The sequence below is a fragment of the Halobacillus litoralis genome (assembly GCF_009856415.1).
GTDB classification, from domain to species: Bacteria; Bacillota; Bacilli; order Bacillales; family Halobacillaceae; genus Halobacillus; species Halobacillus litoralis_C.
In genome coordinates this window covers 55964-81742 of sequence record NZ_WMEZ01000008.1, presented here as the reverse complement: position 1 = coordinate 81742, position 25779 = coordinate 55964, and the positions used below count along the sequence as shown (strand labels likewise).

The 25779-nt window shown below is 42.8% G+C and carries 28 protein-coding genes; 14 read left to right on the top strand and 14 right to left on the bottom strand.

Annotated elements, in window-relative coordinates; genetic code table 11:
• Positions 1-72: 72 nt before the first annotated feature.
• Positions 73-693 (top strand): NAD(P)-dependent oxidoreductase, encoded by a 621-nt coding sequence (locus GLV98_RS16645; RefSeq protein WP_160917197.1) that lies wholly within the window; start codon positions 73-75, stop codon positions 691-693.
• 38 nt (positions 694-731) lie between these two features.
• On the opposite strand, the gene GLV98_RS16640 is transcribed toward GLV98_RS16645, so the two are convergent.
• The 3 genes from GLV98_RS16640 to wrbA form a co-directional block, all read right to left on the bottom strand.
• Positions 732-1574 (bottom strand): M15 family metallopeptidase, encoded by an 843-nt coding sequence (locus tag GLV98_RS16640; protein ID WP_160917196.1) that lies wholly within the window; start codon positions 1572-1574, stop codon positions 732-734.
• Positions 1575-1966: 392 nt separating this feature from the next.
• Positions 1967-2209 carry an IDEAL domain-containing protein gene (locus GLV98_RS16635; protein ID WP_160917195.1) on the bottom strand — a complete coding sequence of 81 codons (243 nt, stop codon included), beginning with the start codon at positions 2207-2209 and terminating at the stop codon, positions 1967-1969.
• Positions 2210-2626: 417 nt separating this feature from the next.
• The gene (gene wrbA, locus GLV98_RS16630; protein WP_160917194.1) at positions 2627-3232 is read right to left on the bottom strand and encodes an NAD(P)H:quinone oxidoreductase; all 606 of its coding nucleotides are present in this window, start codon (positions 3230-3232) and stop codon (positions 2627-2629) included.
• Positions 3233-3528: 296 nt separating this feature from the next.
• Between wrbA and GLV98_RS16625 the strand changes: the two genes are divergently transcribed.
• Positions 3529-4407 (top strand): cation diffusion facilitator family transporter, encoded by an 879-nt coding sequence (locus GLV98_RS16625; RefSeq protein WP_160917193.1) that lies wholly within the window; start codon positions 3529-3531, stop codon positions 4405-4407.
• 45 nt (positions 4408-4452) lie between these two features.
• Here GLV98_RS16625 and GLV98_RS16620 read toward each other — a convergent pair whose 3' ends face one another.
• From GLV98_RS16620 to GLV98_RS16605, 4 genes are all read right to left on the bottom strand, one after another.
• On the bottom strand, positions 4453-4986 hold the full coding sequence (locus GLV98_RS16620; RefSeq protein ID WP_160917192.1) for a GNAT family N-acetyltransferase: 534 nt from the start codon (positions 4984-4986) through the stop codon (positions 4453-4455).
• Positions 4987-5071: 85 nt separating this feature from the next.
• On the bottom strand, positions 5072-5515 hold the full coding sequence (locus GLV98_RS20045) for a hypothetical protein (protein WP_202410112.1): 444 nt from the start codon (positions 5513-5515) through the stop codon (positions 5072-5074).
• Between the two features lie 61 nt (positions 5516-5576).
• On the bottom strand, positions 5577-5870 hold the full coding sequence (locus GLV98_RS16610) for an AzlD domain-containing protein (protein WP_160917190.1): 294 nt from the start codon (positions 5868-5870) through the stop codon (positions 5577-5579).
• Positions 5867-6604: an AzlC family ABC transporter permease gene (locus GLV98_RS16605; RefSeq protein WP_160917189.1), complete on the bottom strand. Its 738-nt coding sequence runs from the start codon at positions 6602-6604 to the stop codon at positions 5867-5869. Before GLV98_RS16605 ends, GLV98_RS16610 begins: the two co-directional genes overlap by 4 nt.
• A 423-nt stretch (positions 6605-7027) precedes the next feature.
• Between GLV98_RS16605 and nhaC the strand changes: the two genes are divergently transcribed.
• Together nhaC and GLV98_RS16595 are read left to right on the top strand one after the other, a co-directional pair.
• Positions 7028-8434 (top strand): Na+/H+ antiporter NhaC, encoded by a 1407-nt coding sequence (gene nhaC, locus GLV98_RS16600; protein WP_160917188.1) that lies wholly within the window; start codon positions 7028-7030, stop codon positions 8432-8434.
• A gap of 223 nt (positions 8435-8657) precedes the next feature.
• A complete protein-coding gene (locus GLV98_RS16595; RefSeq protein WP_160917187.1) occupies positions 8658-9491 on the top strand; it encodes an MBL fold metallo-hydrolase in 834 nt (277 codons plus the stop codon).
• A gap of 19 nt (positions 9492-9510) precedes the next feature.
• Here the strand turns inward: GLV98_RS16595 and GLV98_RS16590 are convergent, their stop codons facing one another.
• A complete protein-coding gene (locus tag GLV98_RS16590; protein WP_160917186.1) occupies positions 9511-10290 on the bottom strand; it encodes a cobalamin-binding protein in 780 nt (259 codons plus the stop codon).
• A 91-nt stretch (positions 10291-10381) separates the two neighbouring features.
• Here GLV98_RS16590 and GLV98_RS16585 point away from each other — a divergent pair, with 91 nt between their 5' ends.
• The 3 genes from GLV98_RS16585 (at position 10382) to GLV98_RS16575 (ending at position 12484) form a co-directional block, all read left to right on the top strand.
• The gene (locus GLV98_RS16585) at positions 10382-11218 is read left to right on the top strand and encodes an alpha/beta fold hydrolase (protein WP_237417172.1); all 837 of its coding nucleotides are present in this window, start codon (positions 10382-10384) and stop codon (positions 11216-11218) included.
• An 18-nt stretch (positions 11219-11236) separates the two neighbouring features.
• Positions 11237-12088 (top strand): hypothetical protein, encoded by an 852-nt coding sequence (locus GLV98_RS16580; RefSeq protein ID WP_160917185.1) that lies wholly within the window; start codon positions 11237-11239, stop codon positions 12086-12088.
• A 198-nt stretch (positions 12089-12286) separates the two neighbouring features.
• Positions 12287-12484, top strand: coding sequence for a cold-shock protein (locus tag GLV98_RS16575; RefSeq protein WP_035510016.1), 198 nt, complete (start codon positions 12287-12289; stop codon positions 12482-12484).
• Between the two features lie 127 nt (positions 12485-12611).
• Here GLV98_RS16575 and map read toward each other — a convergent pair whose 3' ends face one another.
• Both map and GLV98_RS16565 read right to left on the bottom strand, forming a co-directional pair.
• Positions 12612-13367 carry a type I methionyl aminopeptidase gene (map, locus tag GLV98_RS16570; RefSeq protein ID WP_160917184.1) on the bottom strand — a complete coding sequence of 252 codons (756 nt, stop codon included), beginning with the start codon at positions 13365-13367 and terminating at the stop codon, positions 12612-12614.
• Positions 13368-13455: 88 nt separating this feature from the next.
• On the bottom strand, positions 13456-14010 hold the full coding sequence (locus GLV98_RS16565; RefSeq protein ID WP_160917183.1) for a sugar O-acetyltransferase: 555 nt from the start codon (positions 14008-14010) through the stop codon (positions 13456-13458).
• 87 nt (positions 14011-14097) lie between these two features.
• Between GLV98_RS16565 and GLV98_RS16560 the strand changes: the two genes are divergently transcribed.
• The 3 genes from GLV98_RS16560 (at position 14098) to GLV98_RS16550 (ending at position 17619) form a co-directional block, all read left to right on the top strand.
• Entirely contained in the window at positions 14098-14598 is a 501-nt protein-coding gene (locus tag GLV98_RS16560) for a GNAT family N-acetyltransferase (RefSeq protein ID WP_160917182.1), read from the top strand.
• Between the two features lie 671 nt (positions 14599-15269).
• Entirely contained in the window at positions 15270-15992 is a 723-nt protein-coding gene (locus GLV98_RS16555) for an ABC transporter ATP-binding protein (protein WP_146814344.1), read from the top strand.
• On the top strand, positions 15985-17619 hold the full coding sequence (locus GLV98_RS16550; RefSeq protein ID WP_160917181.1) for a putative ABC transporter permease subunit: 1635 nt from the start codon (positions 15985-15987) through the stop codon (positions 17617-17619). The genes GLV98_RS16555 and GLV98_RS16550 overlap by 8 nt, the downstream gene beginning before the upstream one ends.
• 57 nt (positions 17620-17676) lie before the next feature.
• Here the strand turns inward: GLV98_RS16550 and GLV98_RS16545 are convergent, their stop codons facing one another.
• Positions 17677-17883 carry a zinc ribbon domain-containing protein gene (locus GLV98_RS16545; protein WP_160917180.1) on the bottom strand — a complete coding sequence of 69 codons (207 nt, stop codon included), beginning with the start codon at positions 17881-17883 and terminating at the stop codon, positions 17677-17679.
• Between the two features lie 35 nt (positions 17884-17918).
• On the bottom strand, positions 17919-18338 hold the full coding sequence (locus GLV98_RS16540; RefSeq protein ID WP_160917179.1) for a universal stress protein: 420 nt from the start codon (positions 18336-18338) through the stop codon (positions 17919-17921).
• Positions 18339-18635: 297 nt separating this feature from the next.
• Here GLV98_RS16540 and GLV98_RS16535 point away from each other — a divergent pair, with 297 nt between their 5' ends.
• On the top strand, positions 18636-20081 hold the full coding sequence (locus GLV98_RS16535; RefSeq protein ID WP_160917286.1) for a SulP family inorganic anion transporter: 1446 nt from the start codon (positions 18636-18638) through the stop codon (positions 20079-20081).
• Positions 20082-20095: 14 nt separating this feature from the next.
• Here GLV98_RS16535 and GLV98_RS16530 read toward each other — a convergent pair whose 3' ends face one another.
• On the bottom strand, positions 20096-20650 hold the full coding sequence (locus GLV98_RS16530) for a GNAT family N-acetyltransferase (RefSeq protein ID WP_160917178.1): 555 nt from the start codon (positions 20648-20650) through the stop codon (positions 20096-20098).
• 1149 nt (positions 20651-21799) lie between these two features.
• Here GLV98_RS16530 and GLV98_RS16525 point away from each other — a divergent pair.
• Positions 21800-22672 (top strand): DMT family transporter, encoded by an 873-nt coding sequence (locus tag GLV98_RS16525; protein ID WP_160917177.1) that lies wholly within the window; start codon positions 21800-21802, stop codon positions 22670-22672.
• Between the two features lie 76 nt (positions 22673-22748).
• On the opposite strand, the gene abc-f is transcribed toward GLV98_RS16525, so the two are convergent.
• The gene (abc-f, locus tag GLV98_RS16520) at positions 22749-24329 is read right to left on the bottom strand and encodes a ribosomal protection-like ABC-F family protein (RefSeq protein ID WP_160917176.1); all 1581 of its coding nucleotides are present in this window, start codon (positions 24327-24329) and stop codon (positions 22749-22751) included.
• A gap of 283 nt (positions 24330-24612) precedes the next feature.
• On the opposite strand from abc-f, the gene GLV98_RS16515 reads away from it, so the two are divergent.
• Both GLV98_RS16515 and GLV98_RS16510 read left to right on the top strand, forming a co-directional pair.
• Complete coding sequence (locus GLV98_RS16515) at positions 24613-25146, top strand: dihydrofolate reductase family protein (RefSeq protein WP_160917175.1); 534 nt, start codon at positions 24613-24615, stop codon at positions 25144-25146.
• On the top strand, positions 25143-25766 hold the full coding sequence (locus tag GLV98_RS16510) for a class I SAM-dependent methyltransferase (RefSeq protein ID WP_202410111.1): 624 nt from the start codon (positions 25143-25145) through the stop codon (positions 25764-25766). The genes GLV98_RS16515 and GLV98_RS16510 overlap by 4 nt, the downstream gene beginning before the upstream one ends.
• Positions 25767-25779 lie beyond the last annotated feature (13 nt).

Genomic DNA, 25779 nt, shown 5'->3' with positions numbered 1-25779 from the left:
ACAAGCATAGCAAGGAATTTTTACATTATTACGTAGTCATGATTAAACTTTACAAATCTTTGAGGTGATTTAATGAAACTGGCTTTATTCGGTGGAACAGGAAGAGTAGGATCTGAAATTGTACGATTAGCTCTGGATGATGGGATGGAAGTAAAAGCGCTCGTACGTGATGAAAAGCGGGCAATGGAAGTTATCTCTGGAGCGGATTTCATTATTGGTGATGCGAAAAATGAAGAGGACGTCAAAAAGACGATCGCCAACTGTGATGCAGTCATAAGTGCCTTGAACACAGATAAGACGGACACTCTATCAAAGAGTGTACCTTTGATCATAAAAGCGATGAAAGAAGAAGGGATCAAGCGAATCGTCACCATTGGAACGGCAGGCATTCTCAATAGCAGGTTTGAAGAAGGAAAATACCGCTATCAGACAAAGGAATCGAAACGAAAGAAGACATTTGCAGCGGAAGAACATGTGAAAGTATATGAATGGTTACAGGAAAGTAACCTGGACTGGACGATCATTTGTCCGACTTACTTGCCTGATGGTGAAAGATACGGCAACATCCGATTTGAGCGCGATTTGCTTCCGGAAGACGGCAATAAGATTACCGTGGCAGATACGGCATTATTCACTTATGAGGAATTACAAAATCAAGCTTTTTTAAATCACCGTGTTGGAATCTGTTATTAAAAAAGCCATTTCTCTCTTGATGGAGAAATGGCTTTCTTTCATTCATCCGACGGGTAAAGACCAAAAAACTCCTCTAACGTTACGGCCTGTTCATGAACATCTGTAGAGATCTCTTTCCCTACATACCTCAAATGCCAGGGTTCGTACATGTAACCAGTAATTTCTTTGGCACCTTCTCTATAACGGATGATAAACCCGTATTCATGCGCATGGTCCGCAAGCCATTCTCCCTCCGTGGTTTCACCAAAGGATTGCTCCAGTTTAAATGCAACCTGAGCAGAAGTGACATCCATGGCAAGTCCTGTCTGGTGTTCACTCGTACCCGGTTGTGCTGAGAATGTATCCGTTTCTTCTTTGCCATAAACTTCTACATTTCTTTCGTAAATCCTTTTTTGACGGTCATAGGAACGATAGCCGGAAGCGGCTACTAAATCAATTCCATCTTGTTCAGCAGCTGCAAAAAGCTCTTCTAGAGCACGTGCTGCTTCTTCTCTCATCTGTTTTTTTGGATGGTCTTCTGTGAAGTAAAAAGGTACATTCGGGACTGTCAAATCTTCAGGTACATAATCACCCGGCAGTTTCCTGGTTTTGTTGACGACCACCTGTACACTTTCTGGCTCTCCTACTTCGACCGTTCCATCTTCTAAGACTTTATCTTTTTCTGTTTTCTCAGACGCTGTATCCTTTTCTTCTTCAGCAGGCGCCTCCTCGGTTTCTTCAGAGGAAGAGGATTGATTTTCCTTATCAGCAGCATTTTGTTCCGATTCCTTTTGGGAAGAAGCAGGAACATCTTCTTTCGACTGTTGTTCGTTCCCTGATGAGGAAAAAGAACAAGCCGTCAAACTGATACTTAAAATGGTTAGAATCCATACTTTTTTCAATTGTATTACCTTCCTAGTCTATGATGTTACCCTTACTATAACATTCACAGGAAGATGTTGTATATCTTCTCCCCTCTTACGAAGCTGTTTTCCTAAAACTCAGCTCATTCACTCTGTGGTTCGTTGAAGAAATTACCTTGACGAGTTCCATTTGGTCTTGCGAAAAGTCTTCCACTGCAGCTTGAAGTTGTTGAATAGTGGCAGATGTTTGCTCCACCAGTAAATCAAACATCTGCCACTGTATCATCAATGGTTACTGATGCCCTTTTCACCGAACTTGACTGCATTTCAAAAGAGCTATTCCACCTTGAAATCCTTTTAAAAATGAGAAAAGCTTCATGAATGTCTGTTTACGCCACAAAAAAAACCGCTGCATCAGCAACGGTTTTATCTTATTCCCATGTGAAGGGTTGATAATGATAACTTAAGCGTTCAAATTCATCGCGATCATCGTTATCAATGGCCTGGTTGATTTCCTTATCCAGACGTTCTTTATTAAACTGATAACTTAGTTGATCTAAAAGCAGACGTGAGGCTAACTGTATTCCAAAGGACAACTCTCTCTTTGCCGTAATCTCTTTCCCTTTGTACTCGGGGTGGCGACGGATAACATAATCAATCTTTTGCTTTCTCATGAGACTACCCCCTTCATGCTTTTTTTCATTATGCAGGATATAATAGAATTTCGCAACAAGTTTTCTGAATATTTAGTATTATGATTCCCATATTGAAAGATTTTAAACCTCTCAACCCTATTGCTAGAGGGATTTACCAAAATTCACTTCCACAAAATAGTTACTAAATTCCTAAGAGAGTTCTATGAACATCTCTATTTTCTCGAATAAAATAGGATCCGCTCATCTCTCCTTGTCACATTTAGAAGAAAGAACAGCAATCATCAGCCTTTACCCATAAAACTCACAAAAGGGCCCTCATTCCCCAAACTTCCTATAATATAGCTCCATGATCACTCAAGATTGATTTTAGTTAAGATCCCAATTGTAAAAAAAGAGTATGAAACACAGGAGGTTCCATACTCTTATCTCAATTATTTAGTTAATGAATTTGCTTGCCACATCTATTGTACGTTTCACTTGATGACGTACACCGCCTTCTACTTCTTCTTTCATATTTCCTTCACCATCTACACTCACACTCGTACCGTATGGGTTTCCTCCGGAAGCAAACACGGCATCGTCTGTGTAACCTGGCGCTGCAATGATGGCTCCCCAGTGGAACATCGTCGTATAAAAGTTCAACAGCGTTGCCTCTTGCCCACCGTGCACGTTTTGAGCCGATGTCATTGCACTGACAACCTTGTTCACAAGTTTTCCTTGGAACCAAAGTCCGCCTGCCTGATCCATAAATTGCTTCACTTGCCCTGGAACGTTACCAAAGCGGGTAGGCACACTGAAAATAACAGCGTCAGCCCAATCAAGGTCGTCGATTTTTGCTTCTGGAACAACGTCTTTCGTAGCTAAGTAATGCTCTTTCCATGCAGGATTCTGTTCAATGGCTTCCATAGGAGCTAACTCCGGGACACGTACCAGTTTCACATCTGCCCCTTCTTGTTTAGCTGCATCTTCCGCCCATTGCGCCATTTTGTAGTTTGTACCTGTGGAACTGTAATAAATGATCGCTAATTTTACGTTTGCCACTAAAATCTCTCCTTTTGAATACTATTGGAATCCAAGAATGCCTGTTTATTATTTCCTAAGATACGATCAGGATTCACAGATACTATATACCCGCGCATAGTAAAACTCAAACTCAAGACTCTCAAATTCAAGATATTATATAAAACCTTTACAATATCTCCATAATAGTTGAAATAAAGGTGTTTTGCGCGAAGGCAATTAACATGAACATGGAAAGCTTTTTTTCTCTAGACCCACTGAACTTCTATTTGGTAAGCTATATCAAGCCTAATTGATCGATCTGGAGGTAAAAGCCCATGAATGAATATGCAAATTTAAAAAAAGGGGAACGTGGGGCCTGGGTAAGTATTATTGCATACCTTGTTCTTGCTACGACAAAATTGATCATCGCCTCCATAGGAAACTCTGAAGCACTCCGAGCGGATGGGTTAAACAATACGACTGACGTCATTGCATCAGTGGCTGTCTTGATCGGGCTTAAAATTTCAAGAAAACCACCGGATGAGGATCATCATTACGGACACTTTCGCGCCGAAACGATTGCCTCTCTCATCGCAGCCTTCATTATGATGACTGTTGGAATAGAAGTGATCATCGGTACGGTTCAGGATATAATTCAACAAAAAGCCAGTGAACCTTCGTTGCTCACGGCATGGACGGCTCTAGTGGCGGCTTTTGTCATGTATGGTGTTTACCGATACAACTTGAACCTATCAAAAAAAGTGGATAGCAATGCTTTGTATGCAGCTGCTCAAGATAATCGATCAGATGCTTTAGTAAGTGTAGGAGCAAGCATCGGTATCTTCGGTTCTCAGTTCGGAATTTCCTGGTTGGATCCCCTTGCTGGTTTGATTGTCGGACTCATCATTTGTAAAACAGCTTGGGACATTTTTGTCGATGCCACCCACAGTCTGACAGATGGTTATGATGAAGAAGAAATTGAACACATCCGCGAGAGCATTTCCGATCATCCTGACGTTTGGGCGGTTAAAGATGTCAAGGCACGGATGCAGGGAAATAAAACTCTTGTCGAAGCCACGATTCATGTCAACCCTGATATTACTGTGCAAGAAGGTCACGACATTACCGATGAAGTAGAAGAACGATTAGAAAAAGAGAAAAATATCGGCTATGCCCACATCCATATCGAACCCTATGAAGAAGAAGAGACATAAAAAGCCTGCCGATGATGGCAGGCTTTTTGACGAATATGATCTAGTTTATGCTAAACGATCGGTCAAGCTTTTTAACTCACTCCAACCATAAGCCGTCTCTTCATAGGTCCCTTGACCGATTGTAACTCTTTCAGCTTCTACGGGATCTGCTCCATACTTTATGTAAAATTGACTGGAAGGGTTATTGGTCAGCACCCATACAAGAAGGGATTGGTACCCTGCTTCAAGCATCCCGTTTGAGAATACCCGGAGCATTTCTTTTCCATACCCCTTCCCCTGATAATCATCCAGCAAGTAAATCGCATAAATTTCCCCGTCATAGCCATAGTTCTTTGTCCTTTCTTTTCCTCCAGAAACAAAGCCTACGACTTCGCCATGGTCATTTTCAATAACATAGGCAATCTGTCCATTTACAGGAGTTCTGAGCACCGTCTCCCAAAGGGCAATACGGTGCTCAACCGTCGTATTGCTTAAATCCCTTTCATCAATCAAGTCTTTATATGTTGATTTCCAACTCTTTACATGAATTTCTGCAATCGTTTCAGCATCCTCAAAGCGGGCAGCTCTTACTTCAGGCATATGGAGATCGTCCCTTCTTCCTCTAATTAATTCTTATTGTAACAAAAAGATGATGCCAAGAGTGACATCACCTTTTATTTGCGGTTTATCTACATTGGAAACTAGAAATTTGTCGTGTATCGAAGCCTGTGTAAACCCACTGACGACGGCGACGCTGCCAGCGATAACCAGCTACAGAAGTGCGGCCGATGAAAGTCGGGTAGAACCAGAACGAGCGACCGTTAACAAGAGTCATCCACGTGTATCGATAGAGACAGCCATATAATGATCCAGGGTCAACAGCAAACAATGAAGCCCCTTGTGAACTAGGCGGCTGATCCGGTGGCGGTGGAAGCTGTATGCCAGGCCCGCCTGGCCCTCCAGGTCCTCCAGGCCCTCCACCAAATGGTGGCTGTCCTTGCCCGCCTCCAAAAGGTGGTCCACCCGGAGGAGGTCCTGGGGGTGGTTGACCCGGGCCGAATTGTCCTCCCTGTCCGGGCGTCGGAAATCCGAAAATCTGCCCGAAAGGAAACCCAAATTGTCGGTGCATAACGATCAATTCCTTTCTCGGAAGTATCCCTATACGATATGCACTGTGTGGGCAGGTGTGATTATAATGTCATCAAGAATACAGACGCAATGGCTCCAAGTACCACAAAAATAATGTGGACATTCAACCATGCAAGGAAAATTCCCACTAATCCTGCGATTACACCGATTTGCGGTGCATCAGGCTTTACTGATAGGATCCCTGGAAATATAAGTGCTCCGAGAGCAGCGTAAGGAATAGCATTGAGCCATCGGTCTACCCATTTCGGGAAAGTCACAAAACCAACAATCAATGCGGGTAAAAACCTCGGAACAGCTGTAACGACTGCCATCCCGATAACCATCCAGATGATCATTCTGTCTCCCCCTCATCTTCAAGAATCCAAATTCCGCTGAAACCTGCAAGAACAGTACCCATAACAATGGCCCAGCCTTGACTCATTCCCCAAAACTGACAAATAAAATTAATCAACATCGCGAGTACTGCGATGCCAGCAATTTTGAAATCCTTTTTCACAGAAGGGATCAAAAGTCCGATGAACATGGCATATAAGGCTACACCCATGCTGTCACTTAACTTTGATGGCATGACATCCCCTAAAACACCACCAAGATAAGACCCCCCTACCCACGATAAATAAGCGGTTAAAATTAATGAAGCATAAAATAAACTTCCATATTTCTCTTTTGCTTCGTTTCTATACAGAGCGGACATGGTGAATGTTTCATCCGTCAATCCTAAGGTAAGAGGGATTTTCGCTCTTAGGGCCACCTTTTTCAAACGGTTAACAAAAGATAAACTCATGACAAAATGCCTGAAATTCAGGACAAACGTAGCGATAATGATTTCAATCATTCCTGTTCCCGTTGCCACCATCCCTACCGCAAGAAATTGAGCAGCACCAGCAAACACAAGGACACTCATTAATGTAAGCTCAAGATTCGTCATCCCGGTCCGGCTCGCTAAGACACCATAAGTTAAAGCGATTGGTAAATAGCCCAGCATGATCGGAAAACCTGCGATCATCCCTTTTTTGACCATATGTAAACGAGTAGAAGAAGCCGTTGTGCGTATGGCTTGTGACTCCATCCTTCCTCCCCCCTGTCCATCCAAATTTCCACTATTATACACAACAAGTGATACAATTTGAAGGTTCACCTAATAAAAAAATCCGTTGACATCCTATGAAAAATAATCTATGATAAACACACAATACTTCACTGCTTAAAAGCGTTTAAGCAAAAAAAGAATAGATCGTATCATGAATTCCGAAGTAGATGGTTCGAGAGCAGCAGAACAGAGACCAAGTGGTTGGTGTGAACTTGGGCCTCCTTCCATCGAATTACAGAATTCCAGACCAATGATACACCAACAGAGTGGGTAAAGAAATTTACCAACAAGGGTGGTACCGCGGAGTGAAAGCTTCGTCCCTGTTTATTCAGGGACGGGGCTTTTATTTTTTATAAACGCGCCCAGGGAGTAAAGAATAATAAAACTTGAGGGGGAATTCATATGCTTCATCTTCAGCCAAAAAAGCTACCAGGCATCATTGAATCAACATTACTATTACTCGTAACCATTGGAATAATCAGTTATTTTATCATCGATATTCAAACCGTTCCACACATCCCGATTCTGATCGGAATCCTCATTATGATTGCCTATGGGTCTTTGAAAAAAATGAGCTTCAAAGATCTACAGTACGGGATGACTCAAGGAGCACAGACTGGAATGGGAGCAATCCTGCTATTTTTTGTCATTGGTGTCCTCATTGCGAGCTGGATGGCTAGTGGAACAATTCCTGTTTTGATGAATGCAGGCTTTCTTCTAGCTGGAGGCCCATGGTTTTTAGCCATTGTTTTTGCTGTAACAGCCATTGTCGGTGTTGCCTTGGGCAGCTCATTCACAACAGCAGCGACGGTCGGGGTAGCACTCATCGGGGTCGCTCAATCGATGGATGTATCATTAGCCATGACAGCAGGAGCCATCGTATCCGGGGCATTCTTTGGTGACAAAATGTCTCCTCTATCCGATACGACCAACCTGGCTTCGACGGTTGTGAAAGTCGATTTGTTTGATCACATAAAAAACATGGCATGGACAACGATTCCTGCTTTTGTGATTACCTTTGTCCTATTCATGATACTTTCTCCAAACGGAAGTCCAGATGTTGAGCAACTGAACACGTTTCAAGCCGGCCTTAGTGAAACAGGCTTGATGCACTGGAGCTCCTGGATTCCATTAGTTTTACTTGTAATCATGACTGTAACCAAACGCCCAGCTTTCTTATCCCTTGCCATCAGCAGTATTGTCGCTACATTGATTGCCGGCATACGCGGTGTTATGGAATGGGGCTCTCTATTCGGAACATGGTTTGACGGCTTCCAAGGAAATTCAGGGAATGATATCGTCAACGATCTGTTGACACGCGGTGGAATGAACGGCATGCTCTTCACCGTATCCTTAGTTATTCTCGCCCTTGCTCTTGGAGGACTGTTCTTTGTTACTGGGATCATTCCTTCTATCTTGACCCGCGTACAGGAATCGTTAAAATCTGCGCGATCCGCTACCCTGTCTACCGCCTTTACAGCAATTGGAATCAACATCGCCATAGGTGAACAATACTTGTCAATCTTGCTCACAGGGGAAGCTTACCAAGACATCTATGAAAAAGCGGGACTTGCAAGGAAAAACTTGTCCAGAACACTGGAAGACGCCGGAACCGTTATCAATCCGCTTGTACCATGGAGTGTGTGTGGTGTCTTCTTATCTGGTGTTCTCGGGGTACCTGTCCTTGAATACCTGCCATTCGCTTTCTTCTGCTTACTCAGTCCATTGCTCACGATTTTATTTGGATTGACAGGGAAAACACTGACCCCAAAGCAAGCAAAGGTTCAAGCACTCGATAAAGCGAATTAACCCAAACCGTCTCTTATCATATAAGAGGCGGTCTTTTTTGTTCCTTTCTTCACATAAAGCCTGGCACCTGATTACCACGTTGGGGTGCCAGGCACCCGTATTTGTACTCTGGTGCCTGGCACTATCATGTGACGGCTCGGTCCTAATTAACAAAAGACCGGTGAATAATTCCTCTTCTCTGACTTACACTAATTAAAAACAATGGGATATAGAGGTGATGGGCATGGATCACACGGAACATGAGAATCAGTCGAATGAAGAATATCATATGGGGCATGCAGAAGCTGAACAAGTGTTGGATGATATCGCCTTTTACCGCACGTTAATTGTTAATGTCATTTTTATTGGTAAAGAGGGTGCCGAGGATTGGGTCCTCATAGATTGTGGAATCGGACATTATAGTAAACGGATTATGGAAGCTGCGGAAAAGAGATACGGACGAACAAAACCAAAAGCCATTATTCTGACGCATGGCCATTTTGATCATGTCGGTTCAGCAAAGCAATTGGCAGATGAATGGAAAGTCCCTATATATATTCATCCGATGGAGATGGATTATGTCACAGGTAAACGAGATTATCCTGTTGGTGATGCAACCGTCGGCGGTGGGTTATTTTCGCTTTTATCGCCTTTCTTCCCCACTCATCAGGCCGATTTGAGTAAATACATCCATCCGCTTCCAAACGATGGGACCATTCCTTTTCTTGAAGATTGGCGCTTCATTCACACCCCTGGACATACACCGGGGCATATCGCTCTTTTTCGTGATAAGGACAAAACTCTCATTGCCGGAGATGCATTCATTACAGTGAAGCAAGAGTCGAGTATGGCTGTGTTTATTCAACACCAGCATGTACATGGTCCCCCAGCATACTTCACTCATAATTGGGAGGAAGCTGAAAAGTCTGTCAAAGAACTCGCATCTCTTCAGCCGGCGGTAGCCATCACCGGCCACGGCCTGCCGATGGAAGGCGAAATTCTTTCCAAACAATTAAACGACCTCGCCACTCATTTCAAAGATTTGGCTGTGCCGAAACATAAAAGGAAGCTTCATTAAAAAACAGCAAGTGACGAACTCACTTGCTGTTTTCTTGTTTAACGACCCCAGAAATTTTTCTTAGACCTTCCAATAAACGTGGACTTGGTCGGCAAAAGAGGGATTCTTCCAGTACATGAATACGATCGTGCTTCACAGCTTTAAGTTCAGACCAACCCGGTCTCTTCTTAATAAGGTCAGGATTCATTTTTTCTTCCTTCACCCCTACCCACACCATACAGATATGGTCAGGATCGCGATTTTTCACTTCCTCCCAATCTGTTTGAAAGCTAGCTAGCTCTTGGTCTCTGAAGAGGTTAACCCCACCAGCAAGTTCACTAATTTCATTCAGCCAGTTTAACTTCCCTGGTGTAAACACCGGTTTCGGCCACCACTCCCAATACAAAGAAGGCTTTTTCTCCATTTGTTTCGTCTGATTTCTGAATTCGTCGATTTCTCTCAGAAAATCATCCGCATGCTGATGACTTTTCTCTTCCACTCCAATCGCCTTTCCTACACGACGAATATCCTCAGATATTTCATATAACGTGTTCGGATTCAATATGATATAGGGCAGGTCGTATTCGTCTAACCCTTCAATGTTCTTTTCCATTCCAGGGACAGACAAGGATGCTAAAACAAGGTCCGGCTTCAGGGAAGCGACCTTTTCGATATCAATGGATAAATCCGGACCTAGCTTCGGAAGGTGTTCCACTTCTTCAGGATAATCAGAATAATTATCGACACCAACCAACAGGTGCGTCTGCCCAAGATAAGCGACAATTTCAGTATTGCTAGGACAAATCGACACAATTCTCATTTTTTAACCCCCTTTTTCAGAATCGTCTGATGTTTCATTTTCTTCCATTATAGCTTATATTGAATGTATGGAAAAATGAAGAAAGAAAGGGATGAACCCATTGACGACGACACTCCTCGATACATCCAAAGGAATAGTAGAGTTTACATATAAAGGGTCCGGCCCTCCTGTTTTGTTATTGAAAGGTGGACACTCCACTAGAGATACCGATTTATCTCACAGCAGTCTGATTTATGAAGGTTTTTCTTTACTTACGATTTCTCGACCCGGCTACGATTACACAGAGCTCTCCACTGGTCGCACGCCTGAGGATTTTGCCGACACAATCGTCGAAGTACTTGACCATCTCCAACTTAAAAAAGTGAATGTCATCTCTATATCTGCGGCTGGTCCTACAGGGATTGCTTTAGCCGTTCACCACCCAGAACGTGTGGACCGCTTGCTGCTTGAAGCGGCACTCCTCACTTCATGGGAAAGTGATATTAAAAAAAGAGCCACGGTCCTTTTTGGACCAGCAGAGAAATTTGTTTGGAGCAGTCTCCGCACCATGTTGAAATTCTTCCCTGATTTGGTGATGAAACAACTGCTTGCTGATTTAACAACAGAGAATGTTGACGATTACTTGGACAATCTTTCCCCCAACGACCGACGGTTTATTGTGGATATGCTCGCGACTTCCCAATCCGGAAAAGGTTTTATGACAGATCTTGACCACGAAACCCCGGATATAAGTGGAATTCAAGTGCCTGTTCTTGGAATGTATTCACAAAAGGATCGCAGTGTTCCGTACACAAACGCTCTACTGTTGAAGTCTTCCGTGCCTGATTGCGAAATTTTTGAAGTCGACTCCGATAGTCATTTGATTTGGATAGGTAAAGATGCTCACATGGTTTGGAAGAAACGCCTGGAATTTTTGACTAATACTTAAACATTCGGAGGGATCATCATGGATGATGTCAAATGCAAACAAATGTTGGATCGTTTTCTAACGTTTTATGACCAAGCCTCTCTAACACCGCTGCACAAACGCTATGAATTATGGACCGATCAATATGCTTTTCCCTACACCCCACCCGGCTATCAGCAAGGTCAGCTGGCCAAAGAAATGATTGAATACGCATGGAATAGATACGAACAAGTCTATGACAAAATTCAATATTTTGATATTGGCCCTTTAGAAGTAAATGGGTATGTTGAATCCATTAAACAAATCCTTCACTGTACCTCGCCCGTAAGAATGACCGTCATGTTTTTTGTGGGAACGTTTGAAACCGATCCATTCATTATGGAAAAGAACCAGCATTATACCCTTTGCTTTCCTGTCGAACTCACATCAAGCCGGACACGATTGATTCAAGAATTGACTCGGGTCGTCCACTGCGCTCAATCTGGACTCGCTCCAAGCCATACGCGAACATTAGGGCAGTTGATCTTCCAGGAAGGAATGGCGGCCCACACAACCGAAGAAGTTTTGGAAGAGAGTGGAATGATCGATTTCCCATTGTGCTGGGAACAAGAAAAATGCAGCCGTGAACCGAACCGAGTCATGATGAACATCCAACCGCACCTCCACCGGACCGATTATGAGGCGCTTTATTCGTTTACGAAAGGCACAGGTGCTTCTGGTTTTGAAAAAGAAGCCAATTACACAGGCTATCTCATTGTCGAGCATTTATTAGAACAAGGACGCCCTCTCTATGACCTTGCCCGTATTCAAAATACTGAGGTGGATGCCATTGTAGAAAAGTCCCTATTTTCCTTAATGAATCAAGCTTATCTCACTCAGCCTCAGGAATGAACATTCCCAGTAGTTGGGAAAACTTTTTCCTCACAGGGCTTTCATTCCTTTTGGCCATCTGTTATACTAAGGTTAATTATTCGTTGTTCGATCAGATTCATGCAAGAGAAGATGTTTCGTAAGATGTCGTCTTGATGGAACTTGAAGAGCAAGAATAGTAATACAATGTGGAATTTTTCCACGCAGGAGGTAACGTACATGGTTGAAGGTACAGTAAAATGGTTTAACGCAGAAAAAGGTTTTGGATTTATCGAAGTAGAAGGTCAAGACGACGTCTTCGTACACTTCTCTGCTATTCAAGAAGAAGGTTTCAAGTCTCTTGAAGAAGGACAAGTTGTAACTTTCGAAATTGAAGAAGGTCAGCGTGGACCACAAGCAGCTAACGTTCAAAAATAAGAACGTATAAAAAACTCCCCTTTCACAGGGGAGTTTTTTTTATTACCTAAACCAACAACCTTTTTCCAAGATCCTGACATATTCTTCAACAAAAAAAGAAGGCTCATTAGAGAGCCTTCTTTTTTGCTTATTCTTCGTCCTGCTCGGTAAGAATGATCGGACCTTCTTTTGTAATGGCAACGGTATGCTCATATTGTGCAGAAAGCGAACCGTCGGTGGTACGTGCGGTCCAGTTGTTTTCATCCATCTGGCTTCCCCATGCACCAATATTAATCATTGGTTCAATTGTTATGACCATGCCCTCTTTCAAACGGGCTCCTTTTCCAGCAGCACCAAAATGAGGAATATAAGGATCTTCATGAATCGAATCACCAATTCCGTGCCCTGTAAAATCACGAACTACAGAATAACCTTCCCCTTCTGCATATGACTGAATGGCATGACCGATATCGCCGATGCGCTTCCCAGGAACGGCTTGCTCAATCCCTTTATAAAGAGAAGTTTTCGTGACATCCATCAATTTTTGAGCTTCTTCACTAATCTCTCCTACGGCGTGCGTCCAGGCAGAATCAGCAAGAAAGCCATTTAAGTTAACGACCATATCGATGGTCACGATGTCGCCTTCCTTCAGCTGTTCTTGGCGTGGGAACCCGTGACAGATTTCATCATTAATAGAAGCACATGTAGTGAATTCATATCCCTGGTAGCCTTTCTGCTCTCCAGTAGCTCCACGTTCAGCTAAGTACTTTTCAACGAAATTTTCGATCTCCATCGTAGTTACGCCTGGTTTAATGAATGTGCGCAATTGTTTATGAACACTCGCAAGAAGCTTCCCTGCCTCGTGCATCTTTTCGATTTCTCTTTGACTCTTACGTTTGATCATTTGCTCAATCCTCTCTTCTTTCTATTACGTATGCATGCATCCTCTAGTATGATAACGAAAAATTGGAGGAACGACTACCCTTTCGAATTCAGTCTACCTTTCGAACTTGCTTTGCAGGGTTTCCAGCTACAAACACATTTGGGGGAACATCCTTCGTCACCACTGCCCCTGAGCCAACTACGACGTTCTCTCCAATGGTCACTCCAGGGTTGATGACAGCACTTCCTCCGATCCATACATCATCCCCAATGATAATCGGTCTGCCTGACTCTAATCCACTCGCCCTTGTCTCACGATCCATTGGATGAGTGGCGGTGTACAGTTGGACATTCGGACCGATCAACACTCTTTTTCCGATGCGAATCTCACAGACATCCAGAAATACACAGTTGTAATTAGCGAAAAAGCCGTCACCTACATGAATATTGTAACCATAATCACAATAAAATGGGGGTTCGAGTCCCATCTCCCCTTCAATCGTACCAAAAAGGTCTTGAATCAGCTGCTTACGATAATGGTCCTCTGTATCTTTCGTCTGGTTCAATTGATACGTCAGTTGTTTAGCGCGAGACCGTTCCATCGTCAACTCTTCGTCCCAGGATTTATACAATTCGCCTGCCAGCATCTTTTCCTTTTCAGTCATGAGATCACCTCATTCATTAAATACGTTCTCTCTTTACTTTACCATAGTTTTTCGCTAGTCTAGGAACAACCGAAGGAGGTCATTTTTATGCAAGTACGCGAATTGAATCAAGCGGATGCTAAAGAATATTATCATTTAAGACTAGAAGCCCTACTAACTAACCCTGATGCTTTTATCACTACATATGAACAGGAAAAACAAAGGCCTGATCCAATCAATACGATATCACAAAGGCTGGAAAGTGAGACCGCCCGCACGTTCGGGCTATTTGTAGAGGAGACGCTCGCAGGTGTCGTCACTTTAGTGAGAGAAACCCACCCAAAGTTTTCCCACAAAGCTTCCGTCTTAGCCATGTACATAAACAAAGATCATAGACGAAAAGGTGGCGCAGAACTCTTAATCAAAGAGTTGATTCAATTTGCATATGCGATCGAGCTGGAAGTGCTTCACTTGAGCGTGGTCACTGATAATCATCCAGCACGTGAGTTGTATAAAAAGCTTGGCTTCCATACGTACGGCACAGAAGAAAAAGCCATCAAGTTACCCGATCGCTATTTAGACGAAGATCACATGGTCCTCTTCTTATAAGCTATACGACAATTCCACTTAAGCTCCCTTTACTTGAAGACTCAGTTTCGAGACAATTGTTGGTACTAGGGGCTCCGGGAAAAGGTTCGCTTTCCATGGGGCGGGCGGTGAGCCTCCTCAGGCTACGCCTTCCGGGGTCTCACCTGTCCCACACGTCCCATAGGAGTCTCACCGTTTCCCTCCGCCCCTTTACCTTATAAGTGTCTCGAAACCACTTCTAAAAGGGGAGCATGTATGGTTGAGGGAAGTGGATGATTAAAACACCTCCAAAGTACGTAAAAGCTTGATCCAGAGCTCATTACACCTCAAATGTGTGGTAGTGGAAGACCTTCCAACTTGGTACAGAGGTTCGTTTTTCACATACCTCGAATGGGGGGGTTGGGAAGCTGCGAGACTCCCGTGGGAGAAGGAGTTAGGTGAGATCACGCAGGACGAAGTCCGAGGAAGCTCACCACGTCCCCCACAGGAAAGCGAGTAGCTTCCCAGCCACCCCTGGCGCTCAACACGATAACGAACCACGAAACATCTCGAAACTGAGTCTTCCACAATCCTGCCATATACTTCAATAACCAGAGGAAATTAATATCCAAGGGAGTGTGGGAATAATGAAACATTGTTCCCTTCTCTTTCGTATAGAAATGAGGAAAGCAACTTAGGTAAAGGGTGAAAATATGATAGAAATTAATCGTATCTCTAAAAGCTTCGCAGGAAAGCAAGCAGTCAAAGACCTCGATCTTTCTGTTCCAGATGGGAAAATCTTCGGGTTCCTTGGTCCGAATGGGGCTGGAAAATCAACAACGATCAAGATGATGACAGGGATTTTGCCCATTGATGAAGGTTCGATCATAATGAATGGCATCGATGTCTCGAAAGAACCGATGAAGGCAAAGCATCAATTTGGGTATGTCCCTGATCGTTCAGACATTTTTCTCAGGTTAAAAGGAATTGAATATTTGAATTTCATTGCTGATGTATTCGAAGTTCCTAAGGATATAAGAAAAGAAAAGATTGAACACTTAACAAAAAGTTTCGGCATTTATGAGGCTTTGAATGACCATATTCAAACCTACTCTCATGGAATGAGGCAAAAAATTGTCGTCAGCGGTGTCCTGCTTCACGATCCAGATGTATGGATTTTGGATGAACCGCTAACAGGGTTGGATCCGAAGTCTTCCTACACCTTAAAGGAAATGATGCGCGATCATGCCAAAAGAGGGAAAATCGTCTTTTTTTCCACCCATGTTTTAGAAGTAGTAGAACAGTTGTGTGATGAAGTCGCTATCATTAACAATGGTCATGTGCAATTCAAGGGGAATATGGCTGAAATGAGACAGCAATTCAAAGATGATGATAATCTGGAGCAATTGTTCCTGGAGCTGACGCAAAATGAGTAAAGCGTGGAAATTGATGCGGGTCATGGTTAAAATGCAGTTGTCTATGGCTAACAAAAGCAGCATGGAAAAATTCGGATATATCATGATTGGTTTAATGATGATCCCTTTCGGCCTGCTCATATTGTTTTTTATTCAAGGGATCATTGGTAACATGTACGCTGCCCTAGAACCACTAGGAAATGAAGGGGTCATTCTCGGATTATTGTTTGTGATGATGACTTTTATTTTCTGTTTCACAAGTATTGGAACCGTCCTCAGTTCTTTTTACTTCGCTGAAGATGTGGAGTCCTTTATTTCTTTACCTTTTCAACCGTATCAAATTTTATTTGGAAAGTCTGCAGTTCCATTTCTATCGTTGTACGGTTTGAATACGATTTTGCTGCTTCCTTCCCTCGTATTTTATGGGTTACATAGCGGGGCTGGAGCCCTTTATTACTTATTGGCGTTAATAATTTGGGCATTGACGCCCCTCATTCCTTTCGTTTTAACTGCTATCGTCTTAATGTTTATCATGCGATTTGCTAATATATCGAAAAATAAAGATCGTACGAAGGTTCTCGTCGGGCTCCTTGGATTTGTCTTTGCCATCGGAATCAATGTATTGGTACGTTTGGATTCAGGAACAAGTAACGTTGCCGAAATGTTAACACAGCAAAACGCTCTTCTTGAACTTGTAACGAAATTCTTCCCGACTGCTTATTTCAGTAGTATTGCACTGACTGAAATAGGGTCTTGGACTGGACTTTTTTACTTTCTCCTGTTTGTCGTTTTATCGCTGGGGGCAATCCTGTTATTCCTCACAATCGGACAGAAATTCTACTTCAAAGGAGTCTTGGGGTTATCTGGAGGAAAGCGGAGCGAATTCGACGAAGAGAAAGTTCAAAAGCACGTGAAGCAGCAATCTATACTCATGAGCTTGTGGAAAAAAGAAATGCGAATCATCTTTCGGACGCCCACTTTCTTCACACAAATAGTCGTCCAAAGCCTTTTCTTCCCTGTATTTTTGATTATTATCATCATGCTGGACCCCAATGGACCTCTGACGGGCTGGGGCACGCAGCTCAATGTGATTGAAGGAAAAAAAGTTATTCTAGGGATGTTCGGACTTACAGTGGTCGCACTAGGAATCAACCCTGCATCCTTCTCTTCTGTTTCTAGAGATGGAAAGAGCTGGTTCAACCATTTATACTTGCCGATCCCATCATCAACGGTCATCTTAAGCAAATTGCTCGTTTCTTTTTTCATGAATTTACTTTCCATACTACTTCTGAGCTTAGCCGCATTAATTGTCCTTAAAGTGCCTTTTATCATATGGCTGCTCTGGTTTGTGATTTCATTGATTACAGGCTGGGTCGCCAGCATTGCTGGGCTTATGATTGACTTGTACAGTCCAAAGCTGAATTGGACGGATGAAAGAGAAGTATTTAAAGGAAGGTTTATTGGAATTGTTCCTCTAGCACTGGAAGTTGCGGTCTTCGGGATTGTCATTCTTATTTTGTGGAATAGTGGCTTGGAAGGGATTTGGACGGTGAGCAGTGTACTGATCTTTATCTTGTTGATCATCACTGCGGTCATCCAATATTCCCTGAATCGTATGGTCCAAAAAAAATACTATAAGATCCTTTGAATAGATAAAAGCTCTGAGTAACAAACTCAGAGCTTCCCACCATATTTCAATTGGTATTTAGCCTCCGAAGAAAAAGTCAAGAATGTTACCGGCTTTGGAAGCATTTTGATTATAAAATTCCGAGTACCCGCAGTTTTTGCAGTAAACGACAGTGAATTTATTGTTTTGTACATCCATCATTTTTGATAGACCTGATCCTGTCATAGATACATCCTTTTTTCCTGCATCTGTACTTCCACATTTAATACAGCCTTGATCACTCATTCAATATACCTCTCCCTTCTAGATGATAATGAACATCATTTCACAATCATGACTGGACACTTCGCTCTCTTCGCCACTTTATGGCTTACACTTCCTAATACCATTTCCTGAAGGGTGTTCAAACCTCTACTTCCAATGACTACAAGATCAAAGTTATTTTCATTTGCATAATTAACGATCGTTGGACCTGGTTCGCCATGTTGAATTTTTATTTGATAAGAAGCATTTTTCTGTTGAAAGATTTCTTCAATTGGTTTCAATCTCTGATGCCGACGCTGTTCCACCATGCCTTGATCACCTTCAGATAAGACATCTGACTTCGACTGTTCGCTATCAATCACATAAACGATTGTAATTTCACCGTCCCCTTGTAAATTAGCAAGCTCGGCAGCGCGTTCAGCTGTTCGGATGGAGTGATTGGATCCATCTGCTGCTACTAATATTTTCTTATACATTAGAATTCCCCCAGTCAATCATCCTCTATTTTTTCCATTTTACCATTTTCATTCATGATAAAGGTTAAAAATCTCCCATTAAATAACACCCAATAAAATTAATTTTGTATAGTTAGGGTCTATACAAGCGATAAAAAGAGAAAAAAAGAGAAAAGTATTTATTTATGCGCTTACATGGGGTTATGTAATATCCCCTATAGGTGATATAATCTGATCGTTCTTGCCGGATTTCCGTATTGTCACGGACAATACAAAACAAAAATAATAGAAAGAGGTGCGCAATTGAACACAGAAACAATGAAACAACAATGGTTTGGAAACGTAAAAAACGATGTGCTTTCAGGCATGGTTGTCGCTATGGCACTCATCCCTGAAGCGATCGCTTTCTCTATCATCGCTGGAGTCGACCCCATGGTAGGATTGTACGCTTCCTTCTGTATCGCTGTCGTCATTGCTTTTATAGGTGGTCGTCCTGGTATGATTTCTGCCGCGACCGGAGCCATGGCTGTCCTGATGGTTACTTTGGTCAAGGACCATGGTTTGGAGTATTTACTGGCTGCTACGATTTTGACGGGGATTTTACAGTTTACACTAGGCGCATTAAAAATTGGACAGCTTATGAAGTTCATTCCTAGATCTGTCATGATTGGTTTTGTGAATGCTCTAGCGATTCTTATTTTCTCATCACAACTTGTCCATTTTGAAGGGGCAGGATTAGCGATGTATGCGATGGTAGTAGGTTCATTAGCTATTATTTATATCCTCCCAAGATTCACCAAATCTGTTCCATCACCACTGGTGGCTATTGTCGTAATGACAATTATCGCCATCACCACAGGAGCTGGATTGAAAACAGTAGGAGATATGGGTGAACTGTCCAGTACGTTGCCTATTTTTCTACTACCAGATATCCCATTGACGTTTGAAACACTACAAATTATTTTCCCTATTTCACTAGCTCTTGCTTTTGTAGGGTTACTTGAATCATTATTAACTGCACAAATCGTAGATGATATGACTGATACAGTGAGTGATAAAAATAAAGAAGCCAGAGGACAAGGAATGGCCAATGTGGTTTCCGGGTTCTTTGGTGGAATGGCTGGTTGTGCGATGATCGGTCAATCCGTTATTAACGTCTCCTCAGGTGGACGTGGACGATTGTCGACACTCGTTGCAGGAATATTTATGATGATGCTGATTATTGTATTCAATGATCTTCTCGTCCAAATTCCTATGGCGGTCCTAGTCGGAGTCATGATTATGGTATCCATCGGAACATTTGATTGGAGCTCGCTGACACGCTTCAAAAAGACTCCCATTACAGACAGTATCGTCATGGTCGTAACCGTTGGTACAGTAGTACAAACGCATGACCTGTCTAAAGGTGTCATTGCTGGTGTCATCTTAAGTGCTATTTTCTTCGTTGCTAAGATATCAAAAGTTAAAGTTGAGGAAGTATACGACCAGAAGGCAGAAAAAATGGTTTACCATGTCAGCGGTCAAGTCTTCTTCGCTTCCACAGACAGTCTGATTAAGCATTTCGACTATGATGTTAAAACATCCCATGTAGTCATTGATTTTACCCATTCCCATGTTTGGGATGACTCGGCTGTGGCTGCGATTGATAAACTTGTAACGAAATATGAAGAGCGTGATATAAATGTTGAGATTGTCGGATTGAATAAGGACAGTTCTCAACTTGTTCAACGACTTACAGTCAATGACAAACTAAATGCTTCATAAGAAAAGCGCAAGGCTTAAAGCCTTGCGCTTTTTTCTATCCATTCTTCCCTTAACATACTGTAAACACAGGAATCCTGCCATTTCCCTTTCACAAGCAGATCCTTCCGAAGAATTCCCTCTTTAATCATCCCGACCTTTTCCAGCACTCTGATCGATCCGATATTCTCCGGATGTGATGTTGCGACTACTCGCTGAAGTTCACAGTGTTCAAAACAATAGTTGATCATCAATTGAACGGCTTCCGTTGCCAGACCTCTCCCCCAATAATCATGGTGAATGATAAAGCCGATTTCACCGACACCATCCCAGTCCCTGATATTCATCTCTATATTGCCAACCACTTGGTCCATTTCTTTCTCTACAATGGTAAAAACATAGCGACTTCTATGTCTTTGTTTCCGATCAATAATTACTTGACGGACGAAAAAGAGACTGTCTTCCTCTGTGTTCGGCCCCCACGGCTGGTGTTTTACCGTCTCTTCATTCGATGAATAAGGGTGAAAAGCTGACCAGTCTTCAAGTAAGACCTCTCGAAGATAAATACGGTCATTCTCTTCAATCACTTCCACTCCATCACGTCCTATACACTTTTATTTATACAAGTTTCTCTATTAATTTTTTCATCCAAGGACTAGGGTCCTCTTTCACCATGTATGCGCGCACACCTTTGTGTGTATGCAAATATAACATGCCATACATGGCTGAAGACCTTCGATATGACACATCATGAATGGCATGAAGAGGAAAAGTTTCCTTTGGTGACACGACCCTCGTTTCAAACAGCTCCAGTTTGTTTTCTATTTCTATATAAAGCTGCTGATTATTTTCAATGACACGTGTTCTCTCAAATATAGGTTGAGAACATATCAACATCTATCGCCCTTTCCTTCTCTTTAACTAATCTAAGTATATCGTACTTTTCAAGACCATGTATATACAATCCACTATGTTCAACAATATGGCAGGATTGTGGAAGAATCGATTTCGAGATGTTTCGGGGTTCGTTGCTTGGGATGAGCATCAGGGGTGGCTGGGAAGCTACTCGTCCAGCTCCATCGCCCAGACACTCGCGTCATAAGCCGAACAGCAAAGGAATGAAAAGGCACATTCCGTTGCTATTCGGCTTATGCCAGTCGTGTTTACCAGGGCGATTCCGCATTTGAACACTTTCCTGTGGGGGAGTGGCGAGCTTCCTCGGACTACGTCCTGCGGGATCTCGCCTACCTCCTTTCTCCCACGGGAGTCTCGCAGCTTCCCAACCACCCCATTCGATGAGTGTGAAAACGAACTCCCGATACTTAGGAGAGGCGTCTTCCAACCTCATTGTACAGTAGTTATGAGAGCGCTCTGTAACAGCATTTCAATGGGGAGGCCACTGACTTCTGCATTTCCGGCAGACCCTGGAAACTCTACTTTTGTGGGAGTGGTTTCCAGACACTGATATGGCAAAGGGGCGGAGGTGAATGGCGAGACTCCTGCGGGAAAAGAGTGCATGGTGAGACCCACAGGACGTAGTCCGAGGAGGCTCACCGCGCTCCCGCGGAAAGCGAGCTATTCCCCGTAGCCCCCATCCACTCAACAAAAGTCTTAAAACTGAGTCTTCCACAATCGGGAGCTTTTGTGGAAGGAGTGCTTCTGGCTTTCTTTCGAGGATTTTTTGTATTAGGATGGTAAAGGTGTTTTTTTTGAGCAACCTAAGTACCACTGGAGGAACCATCATGAGCAATCGAAATAAAGGGATCATACTTCTACTCATTTCAGCCTTCGGCTTCTCTATGATGGCGGCACTAGTCAAGCTGTCTGGAGACGTTCCGACTGTTCAAAAGACCTTATTCCGTAACCTTGTATCAGCCATTATCGCCTTTGGTTTTGTCATATACAACAAAGAACGATTATTTGGTAAAAAAGAAAATCAGAAGCTCCTGCTCTCTCGTTCAGCACTTGGTACAATCGGGATGGTTTTGTTTTTCTATGCCATTGATAACCTTGTCTTGTCAGATGCAGATATGCTTAACAAACTCAGTCCATTTTTGTTAATTATTTTCTCAGCCATTTTTCTGAAAGAGAAAGCACGTTTGTATCAAATCATTGCCATAATCGTGGCGTTTATCGGTACACTGTTCATCATTAAACCGGCTTTTTCCGTTGAGTTCATCCCTTACCTTGCCGGTATTTTCTCCGCCGTTTTTGCTGCGGGCGCTTATACTCTGCTTCGTGTTTTGGGAGATAAAGAAAAGTTTTATACCATTGTCTTCTATTTTTCATTTTTCACAACGGTGACCCTGCTCCCTTTCACCATCGCTTTTTATGAACCGATGAGTTTAAAACAATGGGTTTACCTACTATCGGCCGGGGCATTTGCGACATTAGGACAATTCGGATTGACGATCGCCTATAAATTCGCACCGGCTCGGGAGATTTCGATCTTCTTCTATTCCACCGTTGTCTACTCGGCGCTCATCAGTATCATCTTGTTTGATCAAGTACCCGATATCTTCAGCATCCTCGGTTACTTCATAATCTTCGGCGCCTCTCTTTACATGTTCTTGAGAAATAATAAAGAGGCAAAGAAAGTCGAGACGTCTCGGTAGCTTGTCATGAGAAGTGCTTCTTCACGCAACGTGATCTCTCTTATTATAAAAAAGCGACCACAGCCGGTCGCTTTTTTTAATTCTTTTTCAGTTTCTTTAATTGAGACAACGTTCGTTGATATTCAGACTCCAACTCGTCTACATCATCATTAGGCCCTGGCATGCTCAGCCGACTGATAAGTTCCGTCAACCTTGTTTCTAATGCCATTTGATCGTAGACCTCCTCGTCTGCAACGGGTGGATTCTCCTTATACTCTTCCCATTGTTTCCATGTGCCATCAAAAGTTTTTAACCGTGAATCATCAATCATCCATAATTGATCTGCTGTCCTTTCGATGAATGTACGATCATGGGTCACAAAAAGAATCGTCCCTGGAAAATCACAAATCAACCGTTCTAAAGCTTGAATTGCCTCGAGATCCAGGTGGTTCGTTGGTTCATCCAACACGAGGAAAGTTGCCCCGCTGGCCATCAGTTTCGCCAAAGAAAGCTTCACCCGTTCTCCCCCGCTCAATTGAGCTATGGTTTTGTTCATATCATCGGCAAAAAACCTTAGGCGTGCGAGGATGATACGAATCGTGGTTTCGGATAGTGAACTCCCTTCACTTGCATAGTCGTATACTTTCTTTTCTAGAGGCAGATCTTCCAACGTCTGGTGGAAGTATCCGACTTTTACACCTGGCGAAAGCCAATCCGTTGTTCTTAAAAGGTGTTGGATAAAGGTGGATTTTCCCGTTCCATTACCACCGATGAAGGCTGTCTTCGACCCATTTTTCAATGACAATCCAGGACTGGTAAAAAGAAACCTGGATCCCGCTTTAACTTCAGTCTCCCCCACCGTCCCCACTACCTTTTTACTTGAAGAATGCAATTGGTTGAACTCCATTTTCACTTGATCCCATTCCATCGGTTTATCTGCCTTCTCGAGACGGTCCAACCTGTGTTCAAGTGTTTTACTGACGCGTTCCACCTTCTTTTGATGGGCAGCCGCTTTATTTTTACCCAACTGCCACTCTGAATTCCCCATTCTCTTTGGGGGTTTTCTCATTCCTTTCGATTGGGACTGCTTCTGGCGGATGCGTTCTTCTATTCTGTTCTTTTCTTTCAAATACTGTTCGTGCTTTTCGTACTTCTGCTTTCGTTCCAGTTCCTTTTGTGCTTCATAAAAATCATAATCCCCATGATATTCCGTTATCTTCCCTTGCTCAAGTTCCCAGATTTTATTGCAGCAGCGATTGAGCAACTTTCGATCATGAGAAACAACGACATAAGCGCCTTCATGATGGCTTAAGTTTTTTTCTAAGTCTTCGATGTGCTCCCAATCCAAGTTATTGGTTGGTTCATCAAGAAAAAGCAATCGATGCCCCATTTCAAGCACTTGCTCCAGACGGGCGAGCGTTTTTTCTCCACCACTCATTGTGGAAGTTTTCCATTCATCTTCATTCATCTGTTGCAGCCATCCGTATGAAGTGTGCCATTCCACTTTCGGCTCTATGTCAAGTTTCCCTAACAAGTATTGCAACAAAAGACTTTTTCCTTCTCCGTTTCTACCTACTAGACCAATCCGCTCCCCTTCATGAATCCTCAATTCTTTAATATCAAGAATATCCCGGCTCCCGATTTGATACTGTATATTGACTGCACGCATGTTCAACATAAATAAACCTCCCTGAACCGTTCCAGAGAGGTTTGAGCCTGCCATCGCTTTTGGGTACACCACGACATAGGTAAAGGGTGAAGTTAAAAGCAATAAAATCCTTTTTTAAAAAAGGACAGACCAATCCTGTATCTGGAACGAGTGTTATTTCTTATTCTCATACTCGTTTAGCAACAGGATTAGTACTTCATTGCTTTAAACGTCAGTCCCTTCTTTTTTTGTTACGTTTATTATATGATGAAGTGGCTTGGAAATACAAGACAAAAACGAACGGAGGAGTCTTATGGGTAAAGTCATTTTATTCATTGCTCAAAGTGCCGATGGTTATATCGCAAGAGAGGATGGCAGCATTGACTGGCTGCGGGATGGTGCAGATGAAGATTATGGATACGAAGAATTCTACCACACAGTCGATACCGTATTTTTGGGGAGAAAAACATATGATCACATCTTCGAATTAGCTGAAGAATTCCCTTACAAAATGAAGGACGTTTACGTGGTCAGTAACACGCGCGAAGGCCATGACGATTATGCGACATATCTACAACCTGAACAAATCCTCCCTCTCGTGAACATGCTGAAGAATGAACAGAACAAAACCATATGGGTCGTCGGAGGAGCAAGTCTGATTCACTATTTTATTTCCGCTGGATTGATTGATGAATACCGGATCTTCATGCAACCAACGTTGATTGGCAGAGGCATTCCACTTTTTCAAAAACATGACCACGAAGAAGAACTGCAGCTTACAAAAACCAATACCTATGAAGACGGCATGCTCGCGATTACTTACCAAAGAAAGGAGCAGAGCCATTGATTCCAGAAGATCTAAAAAAGAATCTCTCTGAAGCGTATGACCGGCAATCGACACAACGTAACCAAACCCAGACACAAGATTGGAAAATTCATGAACGGGAAGCTTTTCTACAAAGATTGAAGGGTGAGAAAAAACAATCGCTGCTCGAAATCGGGTCCGGGCCGGGAAAGGACAGTCTTTTCTTTTCACAAAAAGGATTCGACGTTCATGCAACAGATTTATCTGAGGAAATGGTACAACGCTGCCGTGAAAAAGATTTAAAAGCAGACGTCATGAGCTTTGATGACTTACAATTTCCAGAAGAACATTTTCATGCTGTCTGGGCATTAAATTGCCTGCTCCATGTACCCAAAAAGAACCTTCCTGAGATTCTCAGAGGTATTCATAGTGTTCTAAAAAAAGATGGACTTTTTTATTTAGGTGTTTATGGCGGTATCAACCACGAAGGAATTTGGCAGGGAGACTTTCATGATCCTAAACGCTTCTTCTCTTTTTATGAAGACGATACTCTTGAATCCATCCTAACCAGGGAATTCAAGCTCGAAACGTTTCATAAAATTCCAATGGAGCAAAGTGAAGATGGACCCACTCATTTTCAGGGAGTCATTTTAAGAAAGTGAAGCAGGAGACCCG

Excerpts from the sequence above, each read along its gene's own strand:
- GLV98_RS16645 (WP_160917197.1), top strand. The coding sequence starts at position 73 with ATGAAACTGGCTTTATTCGGTGGAACAGGAAGAGTAGGATCTGAAATT.
- GLV98_RS16635 (WP_160917195.1), bottom strand. The coding sequence starts at position 2,209 with ATGAGAAAGCAAAAGATTGATTATGTTATCCGTCGCCACCCCGAGTAC.
- GLV98_RS16625 (WP_160917193.1), top strand. The coding sequence starts at position 3,529 with ATGAATGAATATGCAAATTTAAAAAAAGGGGAACGTGGGGCCTGGGTA.
- GLV98_RS16620 (WP_160917192.1), bottom strand. The coding sequence starts at position 4,986 with ATGCCTGAAGTAAGAGCTGCCCGCTTTGAGGATGCTGAAACGATTGCA.
- GLV98_RS20045 (WP_202410112.1), bottom strand. The coding sequence starts at position 5,515 with ATGCACCGACAATTTGGGTTTCCTTTCGGGCAGATTTTCGGATTTCCG.
- GLV98_RS16610 (WP_160917190.1), bottom strand. The coding sequence starts at position 5,870 with ATGATCATCTGGATGGTTATCGGGATGGCAGTCGTTACAGCTGTTCCG.
- GLV98_RS16605 (WP_160917189.1), bottom strand. The coding sequence starts at position 6,604 with ATGGAGTCACAAGCCATACGCACAACGGCTTCTTCTACTCGTTTACAT.
- nhaC (WP_160917188.1), top strand. The coding sequence starts at position 7,028 with ATGCTTCATCTTCAGCCAAAAAAGCTACCAGGCATCATTGAATCAACA.
- GLV98_RS16595 (WP_160917187.1), top strand. The coding sequence starts at position 8,658 with ATGGATCACACGGAACATGAGAATCAGTCGAATGAAGAATATCATATG.
- GLV98_RS16590 (WP_160917186.1), bottom strand. The coding sequence starts at position 10,290 with ATGAGAATTGTGTCGATTTGTCCTAGCAATACTGAAATTGTCGCTTAT.
- GLV98_RS16585 (WP_237417172.1), top strand. The coding sequence starts at position 10,382 with ATGAACCCATTGACGACGACACTCCTCGATACATCCAAAGGAATAGTA.
- GLV98_RS16580 (WP_160917185.1), top strand. The coding sequence starts at position 11,237 with ATGGATGATGTCAAATGCAAACAAATGTTGGATCGTTTTCTAACGTTT.
- GLV98_RS16575 (WP_035510016.1), top strand. The coding sequence starts at position 12,287 with ATGGTTGAAGGTACAGTAAAATGGTTTAACGCAGAAAAAGGTTTTGGA.
- map (WP_160917184.1), bottom strand. The coding sequence starts at position 13,367 with ATGATCAAACGTAAGAGTCAAAGAGAAATCGAAAAGATGCACGAGGCA.
- GLV98_RS16565 (WP_160917183.1), bottom strand. The coding sequence starts at position 14,010 with ATGACTGAAAAGGAAAAGATGCTGGCAGGCGAATTGTATAAATCCTGG.
- GLV98_RS16560 (WP_160917182.1), top strand. The coding sequence starts at position 14,098 with ATGCAAGTACGCGAATTGAATCAAGCGGATGCTAAAGAATATTATCAT.
- GLV98_RS16555 (WP_146814344.1), top strand. The coding sequence starts at position 15,270 with ATGATAGAAATTAATCGTATCTCTAAAAGCTTCGCAGGAAAGCAAGCA.
- GLV98_RS16550 (WP_160917181.1), top strand. The coding sequence starts at position 15,985 with ATGAGTAAAGCGTGGAAATTGATGCGGGTCATGGTTAAAATGCAGTTG.
- GLV98_RS16545 (WP_160917180.1), bottom strand. The coding sequence starts at position 17,883 with ATGAGTGATCAAGGCTGTATTAAATGTGGAAGTACAGATGCAGGAAAA.
- GLV98_RS16540 (WP_160917179.1), bottom strand. The coding sequence starts at position 18,338 with ATGTATAAGAAAATATTAGTAGCAGCAGATGGATCCAATCACTCCATC.
- GLV98_RS16535 (WP_160917286.1), top strand. The coding sequence starts at position 18,636 with ATGAAACAACAATGGTTTGGAAACGTAAAAAACGATGTGCTTTCAGGC.
- GLV98_RS16525 (WP_160917177.1), top strand. The coding sequence starts at position 21,800 with ATGAGCAATCGAAATAAAGGGATCATACTTCTACTCATTTCAGCCTTC.
- abc-f (WP_160917176.1), bottom strand. The coding sequence starts at position 24,329 with ATGTTGAACATGCGTGCAGTCAATATACAGTATCAAATCGGGAGCCGG.
- GLV98_RS16515 (WP_160917175.1), top strand. The coding sequence starts at position 24,613 with ATGGGTAAAGTCATTTTATTCATTGCTCAAAGTGCCGATGGTTATATC.